Origin of the sequence: Micromonospora sp. NPDC052213, assembly GCF_040679695.1 — a bacterium.
In the GTDB taxonomy this organism is placed as follows: Bacteria; Actinomycetota; Actinomycetes; order Mycobacteriales; family Micromonosporaceae; genus Micromonospora.
In genome coordinates this window covers 37,918-59,307 of sequence record NZ_JBFAVI010000003.1, presented here as the reverse complement: position 1 = coordinate 59,307, position 21,390 = coordinate 37,918, and the positions used below count along the sequence as shown (strand labels likewise).

Here is a 21,390-nt window from a genome sequence, read left to right as displayed (position 1 = left end):
CCCGGCCGCGCCGTCCGTCCCGGGCCGATACGCCACATCCCCGGAGCCGGCAGGGGGCGGACGGCGGCAAACCCGGGCCAGCACATCCCACCGCGCATCGGCCGAACCCGGTTCAGCCGGACGCGCGCACTCCGGACGTCCCGGGCACCACCCGGCCGGCGAGCAGGACGCCCACCAGGGCCAGTCCGCTCGCCACCGCGAGCGTGCCGGCGTAGCTGCCCGGTCCCGGGGCCGCGCCGGCGGCGAGCACCGCGCCGGTGAGCGCCAGCACGGTCGCCGCGAAGAGCGAGTCGCCCAGTTGCAGGGACGAGCTGTTGCGGCCCTGCTCGCCGGGGGCGGACAGCTCCAGGGTGAGCACCGACAGCGAGGGGTAGAGCAGGCCCATGCCGAGCCCCGCGCCGGCCCAGCCGAGCACTCCGACCCACACCGGCACGGCCGGCGCGACGGCAACCGTCACCACGGCGATGCCGGCCGTGATGCAGGCCAGCCCCGCTCTCGGCAGGGTGGCCCGGGAGCGCGGCGCGGGCATCCGCCCCTGCACCCAGGAGCCCACCGACCAGGCGAGCGCGCCGGTGGTGAGGACCAGGCCGGCCGCCGTCGGCGACAGCCCACGCTCCCGGGAGAGCATCAGCGGGATCACCACCTCGGCGCCGACGAACGCCGCCGAGGCCAGCCCACGCAGCCCGATCACCGTCGGCAGGCCGCGGCCGGCCCGCAGGAACCCGGCCGGCAGCAGCCGCGGCGCGCAGACCAGCAGACCGACCAGCGCCAGGGCCACCAGGCCGGCGGCGGTGGCGCCGCGCTGCTGGCCCCCGATGTGCAGCAGCGCGGCGCTCACCCCCGCCCCGCAGGCCCAGCCGATCCGGGCCGCCGCGCCGGCCGGCGGTCCCGTCGTCGTCGTGGCCGCGCCGATCGCGCGCAGCCCGGGGTGGATCAGCAGCACCGCCGGCACCGCCACCACCGGCACCGCCAGGAAGACCCACCGCCAGCCGAGGTACTCCACGATCAGCCCGGCCAGCGCCGGCCCGACCAGCGACGGTACGACCCACGCGGCGGCGAACGCCGCGAAGATCCGCCGGTGCAGCGTCTCCGGGTACGCCTGCCCGACGATGACGTAGAGCGCCACCGAGAGCAGGCCGGAACCGAAGCCCTGCACGATCCGGCCGGCCACCAGGGCGCCCATGGCCGTGGCACTGCCGGCGACGACCAGCCCCACCACGAACCAGACGAGCCCGTGCCACATCGGCGCCCTGGGGCCCCGGGCGTCGCACCAGATGCCGGAGGCCACCATCGCGAGCACGCCGGCCGCGAAGGGGCCCCCGAAGGCGATCCCGTAGAGGGCCAGCCCGTCGAGGCTGCGGGCGACGGTCGGCATCGCGGTGCCCACCGCGAGCGCCTCGAACGCGAGCAGCGAGACCAGCGCGACGCTGCCGACCGTCATCGCCCGCAGCCGGGGCGCGAAGAGGCCGGCCGCGGGCGGAGCCGGGACGGGCGGAGCCGCCGTGTCGGTCACCGCCGGCCTCGCGGGCGGGGCAGCCGGAGCGGCCGGTGGCGGGCGCGGACCCGGGGATCCGTCGAGCCCGCCTCGGAACGGAGCGGTTCGTTCAGCATGGGATCAGCCTCGGACCTCAACCCGTATTGAGGTCAAGGGTGACCCGGCTCTCAGGCCGTCTCCAGCGCCTCCCCGAGCCCCTTCGCCAGCCCGGACAGGTGCTGGTCGGCCAGCAGGTGGCCGGCGGTGATCACCAGCGCGAGCGGCCACTCGATGACCTGGAGCGCGGCGAGCACCCCGAGGCCCGCGTAGTAGGCGAGCTTGTCCGGCGGCGGGACGGCGACCTCCCCCAGCCCCGGGATCTCCACCCGCCGGGTGAACGCCCGGATCGTCTCGTGCGCCCCGCTGAGCGGTCGCGTCAGTGTGCTCATCCCGGCCTCCCCGATGACGGTGACAGTGGATCCGGGATTCCACCGGCACAGCCGTCCATGCACCGCCGTGGGGGCAGAAAATTCCCCTGCTCGGAGGGCATAACGGACGGCCCGCCGGGAAGCCAGGGCGCCGGAGCGGAGGCGTGGGAGGCGAGATGGCGTACGGCGGGAACAGCAGCAGCGGGGGGCCTGGCCGGCGCCTGTCCGGTCGTACGCCTCGATGACCCCGCTGGGCCGCGCCGCCGGCCGGCTCCTGCCGTCCGTCGCCGTGCCGCAGGTCGTCGGCGAGGCGTCCCGGACCGTCGGCGCCGCCGCCACCCGGCTGGCCCGCGTGGCCGGGCTGACCAAGCGTCGGGTCTGGTCCCGGCCCGGGCGGCACCACATCGAGGTGCACGGCGTCTGCCAGGACGGCGGCGACACCCTCGCCCGGCAGGTCGAGGCGGCGCTGGAGCGGATGCCGGGGGTGGAATGGGCCCGGGTCAACGCCCCGTCGGGCCGGGTGGTCGTGGCCGTCGGTACGCCGGAGCCGAGCCTGCGCGACCTCGTCGCGACCGTCGCCCGCGCGGAACGCACCTGCCCGCACGAGCCGGACCCGGAGATCCCGCCGCCGCACCCTCCCGAGGAGGGGCCGCGCACGCCGCGCACCCTCGGCGGGCTGGCCTCCGACGCCCTCGGCCTGACCATCTCCGCCGCCACGAGGATCCTGCCGTTCACGCCGGTGCCCGGAGAGGTCGCCGGGCTGCTCGGCGCGGTCGACCTGCACCCGAGGCTGCACGCGCTGGCCGACCGGGGCCTGCGCGCCGATCCGCGCGCCGACCTGCTGTTCCCGCTGGCCGAGGCGGTCGTGCAGGGCCTGACCGGCGGCTGGACCGGGATCGTGCTCGACGGCGCGCAGCGGGTGGTGCAGTGGGGTGAGGCGCGGGCCCAGCTCCGGGCCTGGGCGCAGGCGGAGCCACGGCTGACCGGGGACCCGGAGCGGGCCGTCGCCCGGACGCCGAAAATCGAGCGTCCCCGCCCGAAGCCGGACGGCCCGGCCGAGAAGTACGTCGTCCGGATGCTCACCGCCGGCGCCGCCGCCGCGGTCGCCGCCACGCCGGTGGTGGGCCGGAAGCGGGCCGCCGCGCTGGGGCTCTCCGCGCTGCCGAAGGCTCCCGGCAGCGGCCGCGAGGGCTACGCCGCGCAGCTCGGCCGGATCCTCGCCCGGCGCGGGGTGATCGCGATGGACCGCAGCGTGCTGCGCGAGCTCGACCGGATCGACACGCTGGTGCTGGACGCGGCGGTGCTCGGCTCCGACCGGGGCGTGCTGGCGGACCTGGCGCCACTGGACGGGGCGGACGTCGGACAGGTGGCGACACGCGCGTTCACGCTGTTCGACCCGGCCGCACCGTGGGAGCTGCGGCGCGCCGACGGCTGGCGGCTCGGGCCGCTGGACGCGCTGGACGTCGGGGACCCGGGTGACACCGCCGACAGCCGCCGGCTGCGCGAGGGCGGCGGGTCCCTGCTCGGCCTGGCCGACGGCGACACCCTCGCCGCCGTGCTGCGGGTCGACCCGGAGCCCGCGCCGGGCGTGGACGTCCTGCCCACCGCCGCCCGCCAGGCCGGCCTGCGGGTGGTCGTGGCCGGCGACGACGACCAGCGGTACGGCTTCGCCGACGCCCACCTGCCCGGCGGCGACCGGTTGGCCGAGTCGGTGCGGACGCTGCAGTTCGCCGGGGCGGTGGTGATGGTGGCCTCCGGCGACCGGGCCGCGCTCGGCGTCGCCGACTGCGGCCTGGGGATCTCCGCCCCGGAGGACCTGCCGCCCTGGGGCGCGCACCTGCTGGTCGGCACCGACCTGCGGGTGGTGGCGCTGCTGATCGAGGCGACCGGGGTGGCCCGCCGGATGACCCGGCAGAACCTCGGCCTGGCCCTGGCCGGCACGGGCCTCGGCGCGCTGGGGGCGTTCACCGCCGCACCCGAGCAGCTGCCCGGCCGCACCCTCGCCGCCGTGAACGGCGCGGCCGCGCTGGCCTTCGCGCACGGCGTCGTACGGGCGCGCCGCCTGCCCGACCGGGCGGACACCCCGGCGCCGGCGGTCACCGCCTGGCACCTGATGCCGTCCTCGGCCGTCCTCGACCAGCTCGGCACCGTGCCGGGCGGGCTGGCCACGGCCGAGGCCGAGCGCCGCCGGAGCGGCGGGACCGGGCAGCCCGCCGGGCCGACCGGGCTGCTGCGCGCCTTCGTCGACGAGCTGGCCAACCCGCTGACGCCGGTGCTCGCCGCCGGGGCGGTGCTCTCCGCCACCTTCGGCTCGCTGGTCGACGCCGCCCTGGTCGGCGGGGTGGTCGGCGGGTCCGCGCTGCTCGGCGCGGTGCACCAGCGCAACACCGAGCGGTCGCTGGCCGAGCTGCTGTCCCGCTCGGCGGTGACGGCCCGGGTGCGCCGGGACGGCGCGGAGCGGGTGCTGCCCGCCGAGGACCTGGTGCCGGGGGACGTCATCCTCCTCGAATCGGGGGACGCCGTCCCGGCCGACTGCCGGGTGCTGGAGTCGGCCGGCCTGGAGACCGACGAGTCCTCGCTCACCGGCGAGTCGCTGCCGGTCGGCAAGACCGACCAGCCGGTCGTCGCCGCGGCGGTCGCCGACCGGCGGTCGATGCTCTACGAGGGCACCACCGTCGCCGCCGGCCACGGCATGGCGGTGGTGGTGGCGACGGGCGCGGACACCGAGGCCGGGCGGAGCCTGGCGATGGCCCGGCAGGCCCCTCCGGCGAGCGGCGTGGAGGCCCGGCTGGGCAGGCTGACCCGGGCGGCGATCCCGCTGGCCGCCAGCTCGGCGGTGGCGGTGGCCGGCGCGGGTCTGCTGCGCGGCGTGCCGCTGGCGGAGACCGCCGCGACCGCCGCGAACCTGGCCGTCGCCTCCGTGCCGGAGGGGCTGCCGTTCCTGGTCAGCGCCGCCCAGTTGGCCGCCGCGCGGCGGCTGGCGGAGCACGGCGCGCTGGTCCGCAACCCACGCACCATCGAGGCGCTCGGCCGGGTGGACGTCCTCTGCTTCGACAAGACCGGCACGCTCACCGAGGGGCAGCTGATGCTCGCCGGGGTCGGCGACGACAGCCGGTACGCCCCGGTCGACCGACTCGACGACGGTCAGCGCGCCACCCTCGCCGCCGCCCTGCGGGCCACCCCGGCCGCCGCCGACCCGCACGAGCTGGCCCAGCAGACCGACCGCGCCGTCCGATACGGTGCCCAGGCGGCGGGGGTGGTCGAGCAGACCGGCGCGGACGGGTGGGAGGCGGTCGGCGGCCTGCCGTTCGAGCCGTCCCGTGGCTACCACGCCACGGTGGGACGCAGCGGCGGCCTGCTGCTGCTCAGCGTGAAGGGGGCACCGGAGTCAGTGCTGCCCCGATGCTCCGCCTGGCGTACGCCGGGGGGACGCGACGAGCCGCTCGACGACAGGGGGCGCGACGGGCTGCACGCGACGCTCGCCGACCGGGCCGGGGCGGGGCACCGGATCCTCGCCGTGGCCGAGTGCCGGGTCTCGTCGCCCGGCGTCACCGACGAGCAGGTGCGCGACCTGACCTTCCTCGGCTACCTGGCCCTCGCCGACGGGGTGCGGGAGAGCGCCGCCCCGGCCGTACGCCGGATCCGCCAGGCCGGCGTGCACACCATCATGATCACCGGAGACCACCCGGCGACCGCCGAGGCGATCGCGGCCACCATCAGCGACCACGACGACCAGCGGGTGGTCACCGCGACGGAACTCGACCAGCTCGACGACGAGGCCCTCGCGGCGCGGCTGGCCGCCACGGACGTGGTGGCCCGGTGCACCCCCGCGCACAAGGTGCGCATCATCCAGGCGTTGCAGAAGTGCGGGCGTACGGTCGCGATGACCGGGGACGGCGCCAACGACGCGCCGGCGATCCGGCTGGCCGACGTGGGAATCGCGCTCGGCCAGCGGGGCACCCCGGCGGCCCGCGCGGCCGCCGACCTGGTGGTCACCGACGACCGGTTGGAGACCATCATCGCCACCCTGGTCGAGGGCCGGGCGATGTGGTCGTCGGTACGCCACGCGCTCAGCATCCTGGTCGGCGGCAACCTCGGCGAGATCGCGTTCAGCGTGCTCACCGCCGCCGCCACCGGCCGGTCGGCGCTCACCGGGCGGCAGCTCCTCCTGGTCAACCTGCTCACCGACCTCGCTCCGGCGCTGGCGATCGCGATCCGGCCCCCGGCCGCGGACCGCACCGACGGGCTGCTGCGGGAGGGCCCGGACACCTCCCTCGGCGAGACGATGACCCGGGAGATCGGCCTGCGCGCGGCCGCCACCACGTTGGGCGCCACCGCCGGCTGGACGCTGGCCCGCTACACCGGGCGGCCCCGCCGGGCGGGCACGGTCGCGCTGGTGTCGCTGGTCGGCACCCAGCTCGGGCAGACCGTGCTGGCCGGCGGCACCAGCCCGGCGGTGCTCGCCTCCACCGCCGTGTCGCTCGGGGCGCTGGCGGCGGTCGTGCAGACGCCCGGGGTCAGCCAGTTCTTCGGCTGCACGCCGCTCGGCCCGGTCGGCTGGACCATCGCCACGGGCTCGGCGCTCGGCGCGACCTTCGCCAACGGCGCGCTCACCCGCCTGGTGGAACGCCTGCCGCAGTCCGGCCCGCACGGCTCCGGACAGCCCGACGCCGACGGAGCGGGACAGCCCGACGCCGACGGAGCGGGACGGCCCGACGCCGACCGGTGAGCCCGGTGACCGTCACCGATTCGCATGTCCGCCCCGATGACGGGTACGGCGATCAGTGGGGGTGGGCAGGTTGACGACGCAGCCGGAGGTCACGTTCATCGGCACCGCCACCACGGTGCTGCGCATCGGCGGGTTCACCCTGCTGACCGACCCGAACTTCCTGCACCGGGGGCAACGCGCGTACCTGGGCAAGGGGCTCTGGTCGCGCCGGCGCACCGACCCGGCGCTGCGGATCGCCCAGCTGCCGTCGCTGGACGCGGTGGTCCTGTCCCACCTGCACGGCGACCACTTCGACCGGATGGCCCGCCGGCACCTCGACCGGGAACTGCCGATCGTCACCACCCCCGAGGCCGAGCGGAAGCTGCGCCGCTGGGGATTCCGGGCCGCCGAGGGCATGCCCACCTGGCGCTCGTGGGAGCTGCGCCGCGGTGGCGAGACGCTGCGGCTGACCTCGATGCCGGAACAGCACGGGCCGGGCGCGCTGGACCTGCTGCTGCCCGACGTGATGGGCACGCTGGTCGACCTGGAGCGTGACGGCAACCGCGAGTTCCGCCTCTACGTCACGGGCGACACCCTCAACCGACCGATGCTGGCCGAGATCCCCGAGCGGTATCCGGACATCGACGCCATGCTGATCCACCTCGGCGGCACGCGGATCGCCGGCGTCCTGCTCACCATGGACGCCCGGCAGGGCGCGGACCTCGTCGAGCTGGTCCGGCCGAAGCTCACCGTGCCGATCCACTACGACGACTACCGGGTGTTCCGCTCACCCCTGGGCCACTTCGTGGCGGAGGCCCGCCGGCGGGGCCTGGCCGGCTGCGTCCGCACCATCGCCCGCGGCGAGACCGTCCCGCTCACCCCGCCAACCTGACCCCTGCTGCCGGGCCGAGGGCGTGGGGCGACCGCCGCCGAGGTTCCGACGTTCTCCGCGTACGCCGGTCGCCGCCTCCCGGCCGGGGCCGGAAAGCGGCGACCGGTCGTGCCGTGCGGTCAACCGCGCTCGGAGATGGCCTCGATGAGGTCACCCACGGGACGCTCGGGCAGGGAGCGGGCCACGTCGGCGACGGCCACGATGCCGACGAGGTCGTGCCCGTCGATCACCGGCAGCCGGCGCACCTTGTGCTGGCTCATGGTCCGCAGGATCTCTGTCGCGTCGTCGTCGGCACCGATGGTCACGGCCTCGCCCTGGGCCAGCTCACCGGCGGTGACGCTGCCCGGATCGCGGCCCTCGGCGAGCACCTTGACCACGATGTCGCGGTCGGTCAGCATCCCCTTGAGCCGGTTGTCGTCCCCGCAGATCGGCAGCGAGCCCACGCCCAGCTGGGCCATCTGCTTGGCAGCCGTCCTGAGGTCGTCCTGCTCACGGATGCAGGTCACGTCGTCCGTCATGATCTCGCGTGCGGTCGGCATTGGCATGACACCTCACTTCCGGGGGGGTTGTTGCCGTTTCTCCTACCCCCGCCGCCCCGGCCCATGCACCGGGCCGGGTTCGCGCGGACCACCCGCCCGCGAGGCGTCGAGCCCCGCCGACCCCGGCCGGGCGTCAGTCCGCCGGCTGCCAGGTGGCGGCGGCGCGGCGCAGCCGGTCGTTGATCGCGCGGCCGACGCCGACCTCCGGAACCGGCTCGACCACGATCTCGCCGACCCCGGTGGCGTCCAGTTCGTGCAGCGCGTCGAACAGCCGCGCGGCGGCCTCGGTCAGGTCACCGGCGGCGGAGAGCACCTCGACCGCCGCCCAGTCGCCCGCCGGCGGCTCACGGAAGGCCAGGAAGCCGCGCCGGACCCCGTCGGCCACCGGCGGCTCCCCACCAGACGCCAACCGCAACGGCGTACGCGGTGCGTAGTGCGCCGCCAGCGTGCCGGGCGCGACCGGCTGCCCCGAGCTGCCGGGGCGTACGGTCACCGGGCCGACGGCCTCCTCCAGCGCCTCCAACGGCAGCGCGCCGAGCCGCAGCACCACCGGCCGCTCGCCCCGGGCGTCCACGATGGTCGACTCGATCCCGCACCGCGTCGGCCCGCCGTCGAGCACCACGTCCACGGCCGCGCCCAGGCCCCGCACCACGTGCTCGGCCCGGGTCGGGCTGAGCTGACCGAACCGGTTCGCGCTCGGCGCCGCCACCGGCACCCCGGCCTCGGCGATCAGCGCCCGCGCGTACGTGTTGTCCGGCACCCGGACCGCCATCGTCGCCAGCCCGGAGGTGACGATCGGCGGGATCGCCGCCGGCCGGTCCACGATCAGCGTGAGCGGCCCCGGCCAGAAGCGCTCGGCCAGCGTCGCCACGGCCGGCGGCACCGCCCCGACCAGCTTCTCCAGCTCGGCCGCGTCGGCGAGGTGCGTGATCAGCGGGTCGAAGCTGGGCCGCGCCTTGGCCTCGAAGATCCGGGCGGCCGCACGGGGGTCCAGCGCGTTCGCGCCGAGCCCGTAGACGGTTTCGGTGGGAAAGGCCACCAACCCGCCGGTACGCAGGACGGAGGCGGCCTCGGCGATGCCGCTGCCGGCCGGGAGCACGCGCGGGGATCCGGTCACGCTCCGACGCTAACGTGCCGGGCCAGGCGGAGCGCAGGCGGCCGCCGATGTGCCTGAACGGTCCCGCGGCGGCACATGCCCGGTGGGATCCCTGCCAGTAGGCCGCCACCGCGCGCCGCAGTTCGCGCGGCTGCCTATCACGGCCGTCCGGCCCGTGGGGGAAGAGTTCGAATCAGCCGGCACGCCCGGGTCGTCCGTGGTTACCTGACGACGGGTCGCGCCCCACTTCAACAGGTGTTCACGGAGATTCCATACTTGGGGTGATTTTGTTGTCAATACGGACATTGGCCCGTGTCGGGGCAGCCACCATCCTGGCCGCCGCGATCGGCCTCGGGTCGGCCGCACCGGCCTGGGCCGACACCACCATCAACATCGACCCGGCGGACGTCGGCACGACAGCGGCCGCGTTCGGCACCCAGAAATGCGATCCGAACCTCGGCGGCGGCCCCTTCCAGGGTGAGGACGTCTGGGTCTTCGCCCTGCCGTCTCCCAAGCAGCAGGGCACCTTCACCTCGCTGACCATCGAGTTCGCCACGGAGGGTGGCCCCGTCACGGAGACCATCACGACCACACCCGCCGAGGACCGGGCGATCGTCGGCGACAAGGCGTGGATCAGGACGCCCGCCGGCCTGTCCTCGACCGGGGAGCTGGTGAACCCGTTCGCCCTCACCAACGCGACGGCGGTGATCACGGGCACCGACGGCACCTTCGACCTGGCGCAGACCTGCCCGGCGACCGGCGGGACAGCCCGCCCGAGCCTGCCCGTGACCGACGCGGGGATTTCCGGCCCGGCGCTCGGCAGGCTCGCCGCGATGGGTGGCAGCCTCGTCGCGGCCGGCCTCGTGCTCCTGCTTCTCATGCGGGTGCGTCGCCGCAACGAGGCATGAGTCGAGCGTGAGACAGACCTGACCCGCGGGACGGAACCAGGGGGCATGGCCCACGACGCGATGTCGTGGGCCATGTGCCGTCGCATCCGCCCACGCGACCGGCGCTGCCCCTGCGGTCTGGTCGCTGCCGACATTCCGGGTCAGCCTGGGCTGAGTTCTGGTGAAGTGGGTGTCACCGGCGGCGGGCTCACCTGGTACGGCTCATGGCTGGGAGAGGTCGTCCAGGAAGCCACCGCCGGGCCGGTCGTGGTGTTCGGGCATTCGTTCGGTGGCGCTGTCGCGCTCGCCGCAAATCATTCGCGGATTCGGGGCACGGTCGCCGTGGCTCCAGGAGGGCTTTGTCGGCTCAGGGTCACTCCTCGTGTCTTGCTGGCGTTCCTGAGCTGGCTGGTACGGCCACGGGCTGCTTCGAGCCTTCAGCGGCACAACAGCGGAGCCATGTCGACGCTGACATCATCCCCGCTGCCGGCCACCTGGTCACCGACGAGTACCCCGACAAGCTCGCCGCTCTGGTTGGCCGGCTAGTCAACTGACCGGCGACGCTCAAGCACCTCGCGTCGCACAGAATGTGGCGGTAGATGCTGACAACCTGCGGATCTCCTCGCCGGGCAGTCGTCGACCGGATCCTTGGCGAGAAGGGGACGGCGTGACCGCTTGGCTGTACTCGGAGCCGAGGTAAACCGAGGAAAGTGCTGGTGGAGCCCAGGGGACTCGAACCCCTAACCCCTGCCTTGCAAAGGCAGTGCTCTGCCAGTTGAGCTAGGGCCCCGGGGCGGACGTGCCGCCGGTGCTGGCAGTGATCGGTGCGGTCAGCGCAGGTCGGGCGCGGTGGTCGCCTCGTGCCAGAGGGCGCGCTCGTCGCTGGAAGCCTTGATCTTCCTGGCGACCACGGCCGCCACCCCGACGACGCCGGCCAGGATCAGAAGCTTCTTGAACATTGGGGCCTACCCCTCGCGCTCGACTGCCGTCGGACGAATGTGCGGTGGGGCTAGCTGGAATCGAACCAGCGACCTCAGAGTTATCAGCTCTGCGCTCTAACCGACTGAGCTATAGCCCCGCGTAGCGACGAGCGCAACATTAACCCATCCGCCCGCCCGGCCCCAAATCGGGGGCCACCCGGACATCGGTTGTCGCCGTCGCCCCCTGAACCTACCGGAGGCGCCGCGCCCGGCCCAGGCGATTTCGCCGGCCACGCGACACGGCGCCCCGGCATCTGCTCCCAGAAGCACGGAAGCCGGGGCTCCGCGCATCGGCGGTGCCCCGGCTACCCGAGGTGGATCAGTCGCGCTCGGCGAGGGTCAGCTCGATGCCCCCGACCAGGTCGGCGCAGACGTTGTAGACGAACGCCCCGAGCGTGGCGAGCGCCGTGAACAGCACGACGTTGACCAGGCCGATCAGCGCCGAGCTGAGGATCACGCCCTTGGCGGTGATCTGGAAGCCGCTGGTGCTCTGGCCGCCGCCCGCGCTGACCAGGTCGGTCAGGCTGTCGTTGACGCTGGCGAACACGCCCATCGCGTCGAGGGCCAGGTAGAGCACCGAGGTGGCCACCACCACGACGATGAAGAGCACCACCGAGACGGCGAAGGCGAACTTCATCACGGACCAGGGGTCGATCCGCTTGAGGTTCAGCCGGGCCCGGCGCGGTCCACGCGACGCGGCCGAGCTGACCGACGTACGCGCTGCGCGTACCGCCTCGCCCACGCGGGCGGCCCCGACGGCGGCCGCGCCGCTGATGCCCGGCGGCAGGCCGCCGCCGTTGGCCGGCCGGCCGGCCGCGGTCGGACGGCCACCGTCCGGCTGCGGCTTGGCCGTGCCGGTGACGCGGGGCTGGGTGCCGGTGGCGGTGCCTGGGACCCGCGGCTGTGTGCCGGTGGTGCCGGTCGGCTGGCCGGCACCGACCGTGAGCGGCTGGGTCGTCGTCGGCTTGGCGGCGGTCGCCGTGGCGGCGGGGGCCGGCTTGTCGACCCCCGCTGTCTCGGTCCTGTCCGCCGCGTCCGCGTCCTCGGAGGGCTTGTCCGGCGGCGGTGTCATGCCGGGAGCCCGGGTGAATTTCGGGGCAGGCGCGTCGGCGGGGACCGTTGCCCGGCCCACGGCCGCGCGGCCGGTCGCTGGTGTGCCGCTCTTGGCGGCCTCCTCGTCGACCGGGTTGGCCGAGGTCCCCGTGTTCCCCGACTTCGCCTGTGTCTCCGTCATTCAACTAGTCCTGTTCGTCAGGCTCGTCGGCATTGCGAGCAATCGCCACGATAGTCACGCCGTCCGGAAGGTCCATCAGCTTGACCCCCATTGTGTTCCGATCACGCGTACGGCGTACAGGCTTCACCGGAGTCCGAATAACACCACCGTTACTGGTGATCGCGAACAGCTCGTCGTCCGGGTCGATCACCACCGCGCCGACCAGACCACCACGTCGCTCCGTGATCTTCGCAGTCAGCACGCCCTTACCTCCCCGGCCCTGGACCGGGTATTCCTCGATCGGGGTACGTTTCGCGTAACCCCCGTTCGTGGCCACCAGGACGTCCAGCCCCTCGCGGACGACCTCCATGGCCAGCAGGACGTCGTCCTCGCTGAAGCGCATGCCGATCACGCCCGAGGTGGCCCGACCCATCGGGCGCAGCGCCTCGTCGCTCGCGTTGAACCGGATCGCCTGCGCGTTCTTGGAAACCAGCAGCAGGTCCTCCTCCGGGGCGACCAACGCCGCCCCGACCAGCTCGTCCTCGTCGCGCAGGTTGATCGCGATGATGCCGCCGGACCGGGGGGAGTCGAACTCCTCGAGCCTCGTCTTCTTCACCAGGCCGTTCTTCGTGGCGAGCACCAGGTAGGGAGCCACCTGGTAGTTCGGGATCTCGATGATCTGCGCGATCTGCTCGTCGGCCTGGAACGCGAGCAGGTTCGCCACGTGCTGGCCCTTGGCCACCCTACTGGCCTCGGGCAGCTCGTACGCCTTGGCCCGGTAGACCCGACCCTTGTTGGTGAAGAACAGGATCCAGTCGTGGGTCGAGCAGACGAAGAAGTGGCTGACGATGTCGTCCTGCCGCAGCGTCGCCCCGCTGACGCCCTTGCCGCCGCGCCGCTGGGAGCGGTAGAGGTCGACCTTGGTGCGCTTGGCGTAGCCGGTGCGGGTGATGGTGACGACCACGTCCTCGCGGGCGATGAGGTCCTCCATCGAGACCTCGCCCTCGAACGGCACGATCTTCGTCCGCCGGTCGTCGCCCCACTTGGCGACGATCTCGCCGAGCTCCTCGGAGACGATCTTCCGCTGCCGCTCGGGCTTGGCGAGGATGTCCTTGAGGTCGGCGATCTCCAGCTCCAGCTTGGCCAGGTCGTCCAGGATCCGCTGGCGTTCCAGCGCGGCGAGCCGGCGCAGCTGCATGTCCAGGATCGCGGTCGCCTGGATCTCGTCGATCTCCAGCAGCCGGATCAGGCCCTGCCGGGCGTCCTCCACCGTGGGCGAGCGCCGGATCAGGGCGATCACCTCGTCGAGGGCGTCCAGCGCCTTGGCCAGACCGCGCAGGATGTGCGCCCGCTCCTCGGCCTTGCGCAGCCGGAACGCCGTCCGCCGGCGGATCACGTCGATCTGGTGGTCGACGTAGTAGCGGATGAACTGGGCGAGGTTGAGCGTGCGCGGCACACCGTCGACCAGCGCCAGCATGTTGGCGCCGAAGGTCTCCTGGAGCTGGGTGTGCTTGTAGAGGTTGTTCAGCACCACCTTGGCGACGGCGTCGCGCTTGAGCACGAGCACGATCCGCATGCCCGTACGCCCGGAGGACTCGTCGCGGATGTCGGCGATGCCGCCGAGCTTGCCCTCCTTGATCAGCTCAGCGATCCGCTCGGCCAGGTTGTCGGGGTTGACCTGGTAGGGCAGCTCGCTGACCACCAGGCAGGGGCGGCCACGCTTGTCCTCCTCGACCTCCACCACGGCGCGCATCCGGATCGACCCGCGCCCGGTGCGGTACGCGTCCTGGATCGCCTGGGTGCCGACGATGAGGCCGTGGGTGGGGAAGTCGGGGCCCTTGACGATCTCGATCAGCGCGTCGAGGGTGGTGGCCTCGTCCTCGTCCGGGTGCTCCAGGCACCACTGCACCGCCGCGCCGATCTCGCGCAGGTTGTGCGGCGGGATCTTGGTGGCCATGCCGACCGCGATGCCCTCGGAGCCGTTGACCAGCAGGTTGGGGATCCGCGACGGCAGGATGGTGGGCTCCTTGGCCCGGCCGTCGTAGTTGTCCTGGAGGTCGACGGTGTCCTCGTCGATGTCCCGCAGCATCTCCATCGCCAGCGGGTCGAGCTTGCACTCCGTGTACCGCATGGCGGCGGCCGGGTCGTTACCGGGCGAGCCGAAGTTGCCGTTGCCGTCGACCAGCGGGTAGCGCAGGGACCAGGGCTGCGCCATGCGGACCAGCGCGTCGTAGATCGCCGAGTCGCCGTGCGGGTGGAACTGACCCATCACGTCGCCGACGACGCGGGAGCACTTCACGTAGCCGCGGTCCGGGCGGTAGCCGGAGTCGAACATGGCGTAGAGGATCTTGCGGTGGACCGGCTTGAGCCCGTCCCGGACGTCCGGCAACGCCCGCCCGACGATGACGCTCATCGCGTAGTCGAGGTAGGAGCGCTGCATCTCCACCTCGAGCCCGACCGGTTCGATGCGGTCGTGCGCGACGACGGCGCCGACCGTCTCGGGAACCTCGGACTCGTTCGGTGTGGACTCGGGGATATCGGTCACTGTTAACCCTTATCAGACTCAGAGTCGTTTTCGTGCTGTGGATAACGGCTGTGGAAACCGGCCATGCTGTGGATAACTCTGTGGATTGCCGGGCCGACCGGTGGATGACCGGTCGGCCCGCCGAGCCCCGTCAGATGTCCAGGAACCGGACGTCCTTGGCGTTGCGCTGGATGAACGAGCGGCGCGCCTCGACGTCCTCACCCATCAGCACGCTGAACAACTCGTCGGCGGTTGCCGCGTCGTCGAGCGTGACCTGACGCAGCGTACGCGTCGCCGGGTTCATCGTGGTCTCCCACAGCTCCGGGTAGTTCATCTCGCCGAGACCCTTGAACCGCTGGATGTCGTCCGGCTTCGCGTTCGGCTTCTTCTGCTGGCGCAGCGCGATCAGCCCGTCCCGCTCCCGGTCCGAGTACGCGTACTGCGCGTCGTCGCCCCGCTTGTTCCACTTGATCTTGTAGAGCGGCGGGGCGGCCAGGTAGACGTGCCCCAGCTCGACCAGCGGGCGCATGAAGCGGAAGAGCAGGGTGAGCAGCAGCGTCTGGATGTGCTGGCCGTCGACGTCCGCGTCGGCCATCAGCACGATCTTGTGGTAGCGCAGCTTCTCGATGTCGAAGTCGTCGTGGATGCCGGTGCCCAGCGCGGTGATCAGCGCCTGGACCTCGTTGTTCTTCAGCACCCGGTCGATCCGGGCCTTCTCCACGTTGAGGATCTTGCCGCGGATCGGCAGGATCGCCTGGGTGCGCGGGTCGCGGCCCTGCTTGGCCGAGCCGCCGGCCGAGTCGCCCTCGACGATGAAGACCTCGGACTCGCGCGGATCGGTGGACTGGCAGTCGGCCAGCTTGCCGGGCATCGAGCCGGACTCCAGCAGCGACTTGCGCCGGGCCAGCTTGCGCGCCTGCTGGGCGGCGATCCGGGCCCGGGCGGCCTGGGACGCCTTCTGGATGATGATCTTCGCCTCGGCCGGATTCCGGTCGAACCAGTCCACCAGCCACTCGTTGCAGACCCGCTGCACGAAGCTCTTCACCGGGGTGTTGCCGAGCTTGGTCTTGGTCTGGCCCTCGAACTGCGGGTTGGTGAGCTTGACCGAGATGATCGCGGCCAGGCCCTCGCGGATGTCCTCGCCGGAGAGCTTCTCGTCGCCCTTGAGCAGCTTCTTCTCCGCGCCGTACCGGTTGACGACGCTGGTCAGCGCGGCCCGGAAGCCCTCCTCGTGGGTGCCGCCCTCGTGGGTGTTGATGTTGTTGGCGAAGGTGTAGACCGACTCGCCGTACGACTCGTTCCACTGCATGGCGATCTCGACCGACATGCCCTCCTCCTCGGCGCCGAACTCGACCACCGTCCGGTGGATCGGGTTCTTCGAGGCGTTGAGGTGCCGGACGAAGTCCGCGATGCCGCCCTCGTAGCGGAAGGTGACCTCGCGGATCTTGCCTTCCTCGCCCTCCGGAACCCGCTCGTCGAGCAGGTGGATGGTGAGGCCGCGGGTGAGGAAGGCCATCTCCTGGAGCCGCCGGTAGATGGTCTGGAAGTCGAAGTCGACCGTCTCGAACACGTCCGCGTCGGGCCAGAAGGCGACCGCGGAGCCCGTCCGGTCCGTCGTCTCGCCCTTCTCCAGCGGGGTCGGCTTGGAGTTGTGGTACTGCTGCCGCCAGACGAAGCCGGACTTGTGGATCTCCACCGCCATCTTCGTGGAGAGGGCGTTCACCACGGAGACGCCCACGCCGTGCAGACCGCCGGAGACCGCGTACGCCTTGCCGTCGAACTTGCCGCCCGCGTGCAGCACCGTCAGCGCCACCTCGACACCCGGCTTCTTCAGCTTCGGGTGCAGGTCCACCGGGAAGCCCCGGCCGTTGTCGGTGACCCGGACCCCGCCGTCGGCGAGCAGCACCACGTCGATGGTGTCGCAGTGCCCGGCCAGCGCCTCGTCCACCGCGTTGTCGACGACCTCCCACACCAGGTGGTGCAGACCACGCTCGCCGGTCGACCCGATGTACATACCGGGCCGCTTGCGGACCGCCTCCAGACCCTCGAGAACGGTGATCGACTCTGCGCCGTACTCCTGCTTGTCCTGCGCTGCCACCCTCGGCCACTTTCTCGCGCCGTGCGCGCCTGGTGGCGCGTCGGGCGCGGGTTCGGCGGACAGGACGCGACGTCGGCACGCGGACCGGCACCGGGGACAATTCCGGGGTACGGGTCGAACGCGCCGGTCGCCGCGGTTGCCCGCGGATCGCGATCGGCTCGACCCGGTATGGAGAATGATCGCGGGCCCCGCACCGGGCCCGTGTCTCGTCGCTCCGCACCGGGTCTTCGTCTCGGCGTCAATCTTACTGTGCGGCAGCGACAGAACCACCACTCGGCACCCCTGCGAGGCGTCTCAGACCGACGTAGCCGGCCGAACCGCGCCGCCCGCGACTCCCCCTACACGCCAGGGCCCGATCGGGGGTGCGACCGGCCGACGATCGGTGCCGGCCGGCGGCCAGGAGAGATCCGCCCCGCCGCGCCGACGGCCCGGCCTTGATCTTTTCCGGCCGGAACCGGACGATCGACCCGATCGAACCGACACACGCTCATTAAGAGGTGACGCCAGATGGGGCTGGACAACGTCGCGGTGCAGTGGCCGCGGACCGGCCGCTTCTACGACCCGGTCGCGCCCGCGGAGTTCGTCGACTTCGGCGACATCGTCGACATGCCGCGCATCTCCGCGCCGACCGCGGCGCTCGCCGAGCTGATCGCCAAGACCGGCACCGTCCGGGCCACCGCCTACACCGAGCTGGTGGACCTGCTGCTCGGGCTCGAAGGTGTGCTCTACGCCACCGACGCCGCGGCCGAGGACGAGGACCCGGTGATCGACCCGGACGGCTGCGCCTGGATCGCCGGCGGCATCGAGCGGTTCGTGGCGGGCCACCGCCCGCACGGCGAGGCGGTGACCTTCGACTCGGTGAGCCAGGTGCTGCGGTCGCTGCTCGCCGACGGGCGGCTGGCCGAGCAGCAGTTGCGCTGGCTCGACAGCCGGCTGGACGCGCTGCGCGACGAGAGCGGCGCGCCGCCGCAGTGGAACTTCACCTGTGCGGAGCTGAGTGTGCTGGCCGCCTTCTACCGGCGCTGCGCCGACCGCGGCTTCGCCGTCTACGCCGACGCCTGACCCGGTGCCCCGCCCGACCCACGCGGCTCGGGCGGGGCCGCGGCGCCGGCGCGGTTGGCGGCGGTGATGACCCGGGTCAGCACGGTGTGCAGGTGACGCAGGTCCGCGATCGGCAGGCCCAGCCGCTCGACGATCGCGGGCGGGATCTGCTCCGCGCGCTCCCGCAGGGCCTCACCGGCCGGGGTCAGCGTCACCGCGAGGCTGCGCTCGTCGGCGGGGTCGCGCTCCCGCCGGACGTAGCCGTTCGCCTCCAGGCGCTTGAGCAGGGGCGACAGCGTGCCCGGGTCGAGCTGCAACAGGCGGCTGAGGTCGCGTACGGACAGTGGCGCGTACTGCCACAGGGCGAGCATCACCAGGTATTGCGGGTGGGTCAGCCCCATGGGCTCCAACAGCGGCCGGTAGACCGCGACCACGCCGCGCGCGGCGACGGAGAGCGCGAAGCACACCTGCTGCTCCAGCGCCAGGGGATTCCCGTCGAAGTCGTCGGGCACGGGCTGGACCTCCTGTCGTCGCTGCTATCGTACCAATGGTTGGTGTACTAATTATTTGCACGCTAACGGAAGGGTCAGTCGATGAGCGAGGAGAAGCCGGCTCCGAAGGGCTCTGGCGAGGGTGGCTGGCTGATGGCGTGGGCCTTCCGACGCTGGGCCGGCCCGCCGGAGGTGCAGGGCGCCGTGCAGGGTGGCTCCAACGAGGCCCGTGAGGCATGGAAGCAGGACCTGGAGCGCCGCAAGCAGTGGAGCCGCGAGCAGCGGGAGCGCAAGCGCGCCGAGCGGGAGGCCCGGCGCGGCGGTCACTGACCGTCGGCCGTGGCGGTCACCCGACCGTCAGCCGTAGGTGTCCCGGGGGCCGCGTCCGCGTACCCGGCGGGGGCCCTTGGACCAGGAGGGCGCGGCGGGGCCGTGGATGTGCAGCTTGCGCACCACGTTGTGGCCGACCTCGCGGGCGATCTGCTGGAGCAGCGAGCCGGCCAGCAGCCGTAGCTGGGTGGCCCAGGCGGTCGACTGGGCCTCCACGGTCAGCTCGCCGTCCTCCAGCTTGACCGGCCGGCTGTGCTGGGCCACCTCCGGGCCCACCACCCGCTCCCAGGCGCCGAACACGGTCGCCTCCGCCGCCGGCTGCTGCCAGCCGCGCGCCTTCACCAGCCGGTTGAGCACCGCGCCGAGGGGCTGCGGGTCCCGCGGGTCCGGCCCCGGGCCCGAGTAGCCGCGCAGGCGACGCTGCGGGCCGCTGTCGTCGCCACCCGCGCCTCCGCCGGGGGCACGCCGGCGCGTGCGCGCCGCCGCCTCCCGCCGGGCCCTGGCGGCGTCGAGCACCGCCCGGGCCAGCTCCGGCCCGCTGGCGCCGGCCGGGGCGTCCCCGCCGCCCGCCGCGCCGCCGGGATCACCTGTCGTCCTACCGGAGTCGCCGCCGGCCGGCCCGCCGCGCCCCGGGCCCAGGCGGGCGGGGGGCAGATGCTCATCCGACACGGCGCACCGTCCCCTCGCCGACGGCGTACCGGGTGCCGCGCAGGGACGCCGGCACGTCGTCGTCGACCGCGCAGGTCACCAGCAGCTGGCTCGCCCCGCCGACCAGCCCGGCCAGCCGCTCCCGCCGCCCGGCGTCCAGCTCGGCGAAGACGTCGTCGAGCACCAGCACCGGCTCGATGCCGTCGGAGCGGAGCAGGTCGTACCCGGCCAGCCGCAGCGCCAGCGCGTACGACCACGACTCGCCGTGGCTGGCGTACCCCTTTGCGGGCAACGGACCGAGAGTCAGCGCCAGCTCGTCGCGGTGCGGGCCGACCAACGTGGTGCCCCGCTCGACCTCGGCGGTGCGGGCCTCGGCGAGCGCGGCGGTCAGCGCCGCCGCCAGCGCCTCCCGGTCGGTGGTCGGCTCCGCCAGCTCCACCGAGGGCCGGTACGTGATCCCGGCCGCCCCCCGGCCCGCCGCCACCGCGTCGTACGCCTTGGCGACGTGCGGAGCCAGCGCGGCGACCAGCTCCAGCCGGCCGGCGAGCAGCTCCGCGCCGTGCCGGGCCAGGTGGGTGTCCCAGACCGCCAGGGTCGACAGGTCCCCGCCCCGAGACCCGCCCGTCTTGCGGGCGAGGTACGCCGTGCGCAGCAGGGCGTTACGCTGCTTGACCACCCGCTCGTAGTCGGCGCGCACCCCGGCGTAGCGGGGCTGGCGGCTGACCAGCAGGTCGTCGAGGTAGCGGCGGCGCTCCGCCGGGTCGCCCCGGACGAGCTCCAGGTCCTCCGGGGCGAACAGCACGAGCCGCAGCGCGCCGAGCACGTCCCGCGCCCGGCGGGCCGGGGAGCGACCCAGCCGGGCCCGGTTCGCCTTGCCCGGCACGATCTCCAGCTCGACCAGCAGTTCGCGCCCCTCGTGCACCACGGCGCAGCGGATCACCGCCGAGGCGGCGCCCATCCGGACGAGGGGGGCGTCCGTGGCGACCCGGTGCGAATCCAGGGTCGCCACGTAGCCCAGCGCCTCGACGAGGTTCGTCTTGCCGACGCCGTTGGCGCCGATCAGGACGTTCGCCCCCGGCTCCAGGTCCACGCCGACCCGCTCGTACGAGCGGAAGTCGACCAGTTCGAGCCGGCGGACGTACACAGCCTGTGGATACCGGTCAGCGCTTGCGGACGGCGTGCCCGCCGAACTGCTGACGCAGCGCGGCGACGGCCTTCATGGCCGGCGAGTCGTCCTGCCGGGAGGCGAACCGGGCGAAGAGCGAGGCGGTGATCACGTTCAGCGGCACGGCGAGCCGGACCGCCTCGTCGACCGTCCACCGGCCCTCGCCGGTGTCCTCCGTGTAGCCGCTCAGCTCGGCCAGCTCCGGGTCCTCGTCGAGGGCCCGGTCGAGCAGGTCGAGCAGCCAGGAGCGCACCACGGTGCCCTCGCGCCAAGACTTGAACACCCCCGGCACGTTGGTGACCAGCTCGGACTTCGCCAGCAGCTCGTAGCCCTCGGCGTAGGCGTGCATCAGGCCGTACTCGATGCCGTTGTGCACCATCTTGGCGTAGTGCCCGGCGCCGACCGGCCCGGCGTGCACGAAGCCGAACTCGCCCGCCGGCTTCAGCGACTCGAAGATCGGCATGAGCCGGTCGACGTGCTCCCGGGCGCCGCCGACCATCAGCGCGTAGCCGTTCTGCCGGCCCCAGACGCCACCGGAGACGCCGACGTCGAGGTAACCGATGCCCTGCTCGTTGAGCCGCTCGGCGCGCGGCGCGTCGTCGCTGAACCGCGAGTTGCCGCCGTCGATGATGATGTCACCCTCGCCGAGGACGCCGGCGAGCTCGTCGATGGTCGCGTCGGTGACACCGGCCGGGACCATGACCCAGACCGCGCGCGGAGACTCCAGCTTCTCCGCCAGCTCCGCCAGGGTCGCGACGTCGCTCAGCTCCGCGTTGTGGTCGAAGCCGACCACCTCGTGCCCGGCGGCGCGCAACCGCTCGCGCATGTTGCCGCCCATCCGGCCGAGCCCTACCAGGCCGAGCTGCATGTGTTCCT

18 protein-coding genes and 2 tRNA genes are annotated in these 21,390 nt (G+C 73.4%); 6 read left to right on the top strand and 14 right to left on the bottom strand.

Annotated elements, in window-relative coordinates; genetic code table 11:
* Nucleotides 1-112: 112 nt before the first annotated feature.
* Nucleotides 113-1,513 carry an MFS transporter gene (locus tag AB0L34_RS01630; RefSeq protein WP_363700992.1) on the bottom strand — a complete coding sequence of 467 codons (1,401 nt, stop codon included), beginning with the start codon at nucleotides 1,511-1,513 and terminating at the stop codon, nucleotides 113-115.
* A gap of 149 nt (nucleotides 1,514-1,662) precedes the next feature.
* Nucleotides 1,663-1,923, bottom strand: a complete 261-nt coding sequence (locus tag AB0L34_RS01625) for a hypothetical protein (protein ID WP_363700990.1) — start codon at nucleotides 1,921-1,923, stop codon at nucleotides 1,663-1,665.
* A gap of 220 nt (nucleotides 1,924-2,143) precedes the next feature.
* Between AB0L34_RS01625 and AB0L34_RS01620 the strand changes: the two genes are divergently transcribed.
* The gene (locus tag AB0L34_RS01620; RefSeq protein ID WP_363700988.1) at nucleotides 2,144-6,631 is read left to right on the top strand and encodes a cation-translocating P-type ATPase; all 4,488 of its coding nucleotides are present in this window, start codon (nucleotides 2,144-2,146) and stop codon (nucleotides 6,629-6,631) included.
* A gap of 70 nt (nucleotides 6,632-6,701) precedes the next feature.
* Nucleotides 6,702-7,502 (top strand): MBL fold metallo-hydrolase, encoded by an 801-nt coding sequence (locus AB0L34_RS01615; protein ID WP_363700986.1) that lies wholly within the window; start codon nucleotides 6,702-6,704, stop codon nucleotides 7,500-7,502.
* 119 nt (nucleotides 7,503-7,621) lie between these two features.
* Here AB0L34_RS01615 and AB0L34_RS01610 read toward each other — a convergent pair whose 3' ends face one another.
* Complete coding sequence (locus AB0L34_RS01610) at nucleotides 7,622-8,041, bottom strand: CBS domain-containing protein (protein WP_363700984.1); 420 nt, start codon at nucleotides 8,039-8,041, stop codon at nucleotides 7,622-7,624.
* Nucleotides 8,042-8,174: 133 nt separating this feature from the next.
* Nucleotides 8,175-9,158 carry an L-threonylcarbamoyladenylate synthase gene (locus tag AB0L34_RS01605; protein ID WP_363700982.1) on the bottom strand — a complete coding sequence of 328 codons (984 nt, stop codon included), beginning with the start codon at nucleotides 9,156-9,158 and terminating at the stop codon, nucleotides 8,175-8,177.
* Nucleotides 9,159-9,442: 284 nt separating this feature from the next.
* Between AB0L34_RS01605 and AB0L34_RS01600 the strand changes: the two genes are divergently transcribed.
* The gene (locus AB0L34_RS01600) at nucleotides 9,443-10,045 is read left to right on the top strand and encodes a hypothetical protein (protein ID WP_363700980.1); all 603 of its coding nucleotides are present in this window, start codon (nucleotides 9,443-9,445) and stop codon (nucleotides 10,043-10,045) included.
* A gap of 45 nt (nucleotides 10,046-10,090) precedes the next feature.
* Nucleotides 10,091-10,570 carry an alpha/beta fold hydrolase gene (locus AB0L34_RS01595; protein ID WP_363700978.1) on the top strand — a complete coding sequence of 160 codons (480 nt, stop codon included), beginning with the start codon at nucleotides 10,091-10,093 and terminating at the stop codon, nucleotides 10,568-10,570.
* A gap of 168 nt (nucleotides 10,571-10,738) precedes the next feature.
* On the opposite strand, the gene AB0L34_RS01590 is transcribed toward AB0L34_RS01595, so the two are convergent.
* The 6 genes from AB0L34_RS01590 to gyrB all read right to left on the bottom strand — a co-directional run bounded on the left by AB0L34_RS01590 (nucleotide 10,739) and on the right by gyrB (nucleotide 16,839).
* Nucleotides 10,739-10,814, bottom strand: a tRNA-Ala gene (locus AB0L34_RS01590).
* Between the two features lie 40 nt (nucleotides 10,815-10,854).
* Nucleotides 10,855-10,983 (bottom strand): DLW-39 family protein, encoded by a 129-nt coding sequence (locus AB0L34_RS01585; RefSeq protein ID WP_363700976.1) that lies wholly within the window; start codon nucleotides 10,981-10,983, stop codon nucleotides 10,855-10,857.
* A gap of 45 nt (nucleotides 10,984-11,028) precedes the next feature.
* Nucleotides 11,029-11,102, bottom strand: a tRNA-Ile gene (locus tag AB0L34_RS01580).
* 221 nt (nucleotides 11,103-11,323) lie between these two features.
* Nucleotides 11,324-12,238, bottom strand: coding sequence for a DUF3566 domain-containing protein (locus AB0L34_RS01575; protein WP_363700974.1), 915 nt, complete (start codon nucleotides 12,236-12,238; stop codon nucleotides 11,324-11,326).
* 4 nt (nucleotides 12,239-12,242) lie between these two features.
* Nucleotides 12,243-14,762, bottom strand: coding sequence for a DNA gyrase subunit A (gyrA, locus tag AB0L34_RS01570; protein WP_363700972.1), 2,520 nt, complete (start codon nucleotides 14,760-14,762; stop codon nucleotides 12,243-12,245).
* 130 nt (nucleotides 14,763-14,892) lie between these two features.
* The gene (gyrB, locus tag AB0L34_RS01565) at nucleotides 14,893-16,839 is read right to left on the bottom strand and encodes a DNA topoisomerase (ATP-hydrolyzing) subunit B (protein ID WP_357450208.1); all 1,947 of its coding nucleotides are present in this window, start codon (nucleotides 16,837-16,839) and stop codon (nucleotides 14,893-14,895) included.
* 507 nt (nucleotides 16,840-17,346) lie between these two features.
* On the opposite strand from gyrB, the gene AB0L34_RS01560 reads away from it, so the two are divergent.
* On the top strand, nucleotides 17,347-17,901 hold the full coding sequence (locus AB0L34_RS01560) for a hypothetical protein (RefSeq protein ID WP_350677718.1): 555 nt from the start codon (nucleotides 17,347-17,349) through the stop codon (nucleotides 17,899-17,901).
* Here the strand turns inward: AB0L34_RS01560 and AB0L34_RS01555 are convergent.
* Nucleotides 17,886-18,392, bottom strand: coding sequence for a MarR family transcriptional regulator (locus AB0L34_RS01555; RefSeq protein WP_357450212.1), 507 nt, complete (start codon nucleotides 18,390-18,392; stop codon nucleotides 17,886-17,888). The two genes, AB0L34_RS01560 and AB0L34_RS01555, sit on opposite strands and share 16 nt — an antisense overlap.
* Before the next feature lie 81 nt (nucleotides 18,393-18,473).
* Between AB0L34_RS01555 and AB0L34_RS01550 the strand changes: the two genes are divergently transcribed.
* Nucleotides 18,474-18,701 carry a hypothetical protein gene (locus AB0L34_RS01550; protein ID WP_350702432.1) on the top strand — a complete coding sequence of 76 codons (228 nt, stop codon included), beginning with the start codon at nucleotides 18,474-18,476 and terminating at the stop codon, nucleotides 18,699-18,701.
* A 27-nt stretch (nucleotides 18,702-18,728) separates the two neighbouring features.
* Here the strand turns inward: AB0L34_RS01550 and AB0L34_RS01545 are convergent, their stop codons facing one another.
* The 3 genes from AB0L34_RS01545 to gnd are packed head-to-tail and all read right to left on the bottom strand — an operon-like array spanning nucleotide 18,729 to nucleotide 21,382.
* Nucleotides 18,729-19,370 carry a DciA family protein gene (locus AB0L34_RS01545; protein WP_363700969.1) on the bottom strand — a complete coding sequence of 214 codons (642 nt, stop codon included), beginning with the start codon at nucleotides 19,368-19,370 and terminating at the stop codon, nucleotides 18,729-18,731.
* Nucleotides 19,360-20,493, bottom strand: coding sequence for a DNA replication/repair protein RecF (gene recF / locus AB0L34_RS01540; RefSeq protein WP_363700967.1), 1,134 nt, complete (start codon nucleotides 20,491-20,493; stop codon nucleotides 19,360-19,362). Before recF ends, AB0L34_RS01545 begins: the two co-directional genes overlap by 11 nt.
* A gap of 16 nt (nucleotides 20,494-20,509) precedes the next feature.
* Nucleotides 20,510-21,382, bottom strand: a complete 873-nt coding sequence (gene gnd, locus AB0L34_RS01535) for a phosphogluconate dehydrogenase (NAD(+)-dependent, decarboxylating) (protein ID WP_363700965.1) — start codon at nucleotides 21,380-21,382, stop codon at nucleotides 20,510-20,512.
* Between the last annotated feature and the right edge of the window lie 8 nt (nucleotides 21,383-21,390).

Bases quoted from the DNA above. Each gene is read 5' to 3' on its own strand.
- AB0L34_RS01620 (WP_363700988.1), top strand. From the start codon at position 2,144: ATGACCCCGCTGGGCCGCGCCGCCGGCCGGCTCCTGCCGTCCGTCGCC.
- AB0L34_RS01610 (WP_363700984.1), bottom strand. From the start codon at position 8,041: ATGCCGACCGCACGCGAGATCATGACGGACGACGTGACCTGCATCCGT.
- AB0L34_RS01575 (WP_363700974.1), bottom strand. From the start codon at position 12,238: ATGACGGAGACACAGGCGAAGTCGGGGAACACGGGGACCTCGGCCAAC.
- AB0L34_RS01585 (WP_363700976.1), bottom strand. From the start codon at position 10,983: ATGTTCAAGAAGCTTCTGATCCTGGCCGGCGTCGTCGGGGTGGCGGCC.
- AB0L34_RS01625 (WP_363700990.1), bottom strand. From the start codon at position 1,923: ATGAGCACACTGACGCGACCGCTCAGCGGGGCGCACGAGACGATCCGG.
- gnd (WP_363700965.1), bottom strand. From the start codon at position 21,382: ATGCAGCTCGGCCTGGTAGGGCTCGGCCGGATGGGCGGCAACATGCGC.
- AB0L34_RS01560 (WP_350677718.1), top strand. From the start codon at position 17,347: ATGGGGCTGGACAACGTCGCGGTGCAGTGGCCGCGGACCGGCCGCTTC.
- AB0L34_RS01550 (WP_350702432.1), top strand. From the start codon at position 18,474: ATGAGCGAGGAGAAGCCGGCTCCGAAGGGCTCTGGCGAGGGTGGCTGG.
- AB0L34_RS01595 (WP_363700978.1), top strand. From the start codon at position 10,091: ATGGCCCACGACGCGATGTCGTGGGCCATGTGCCGTCGCATCCGCCCA.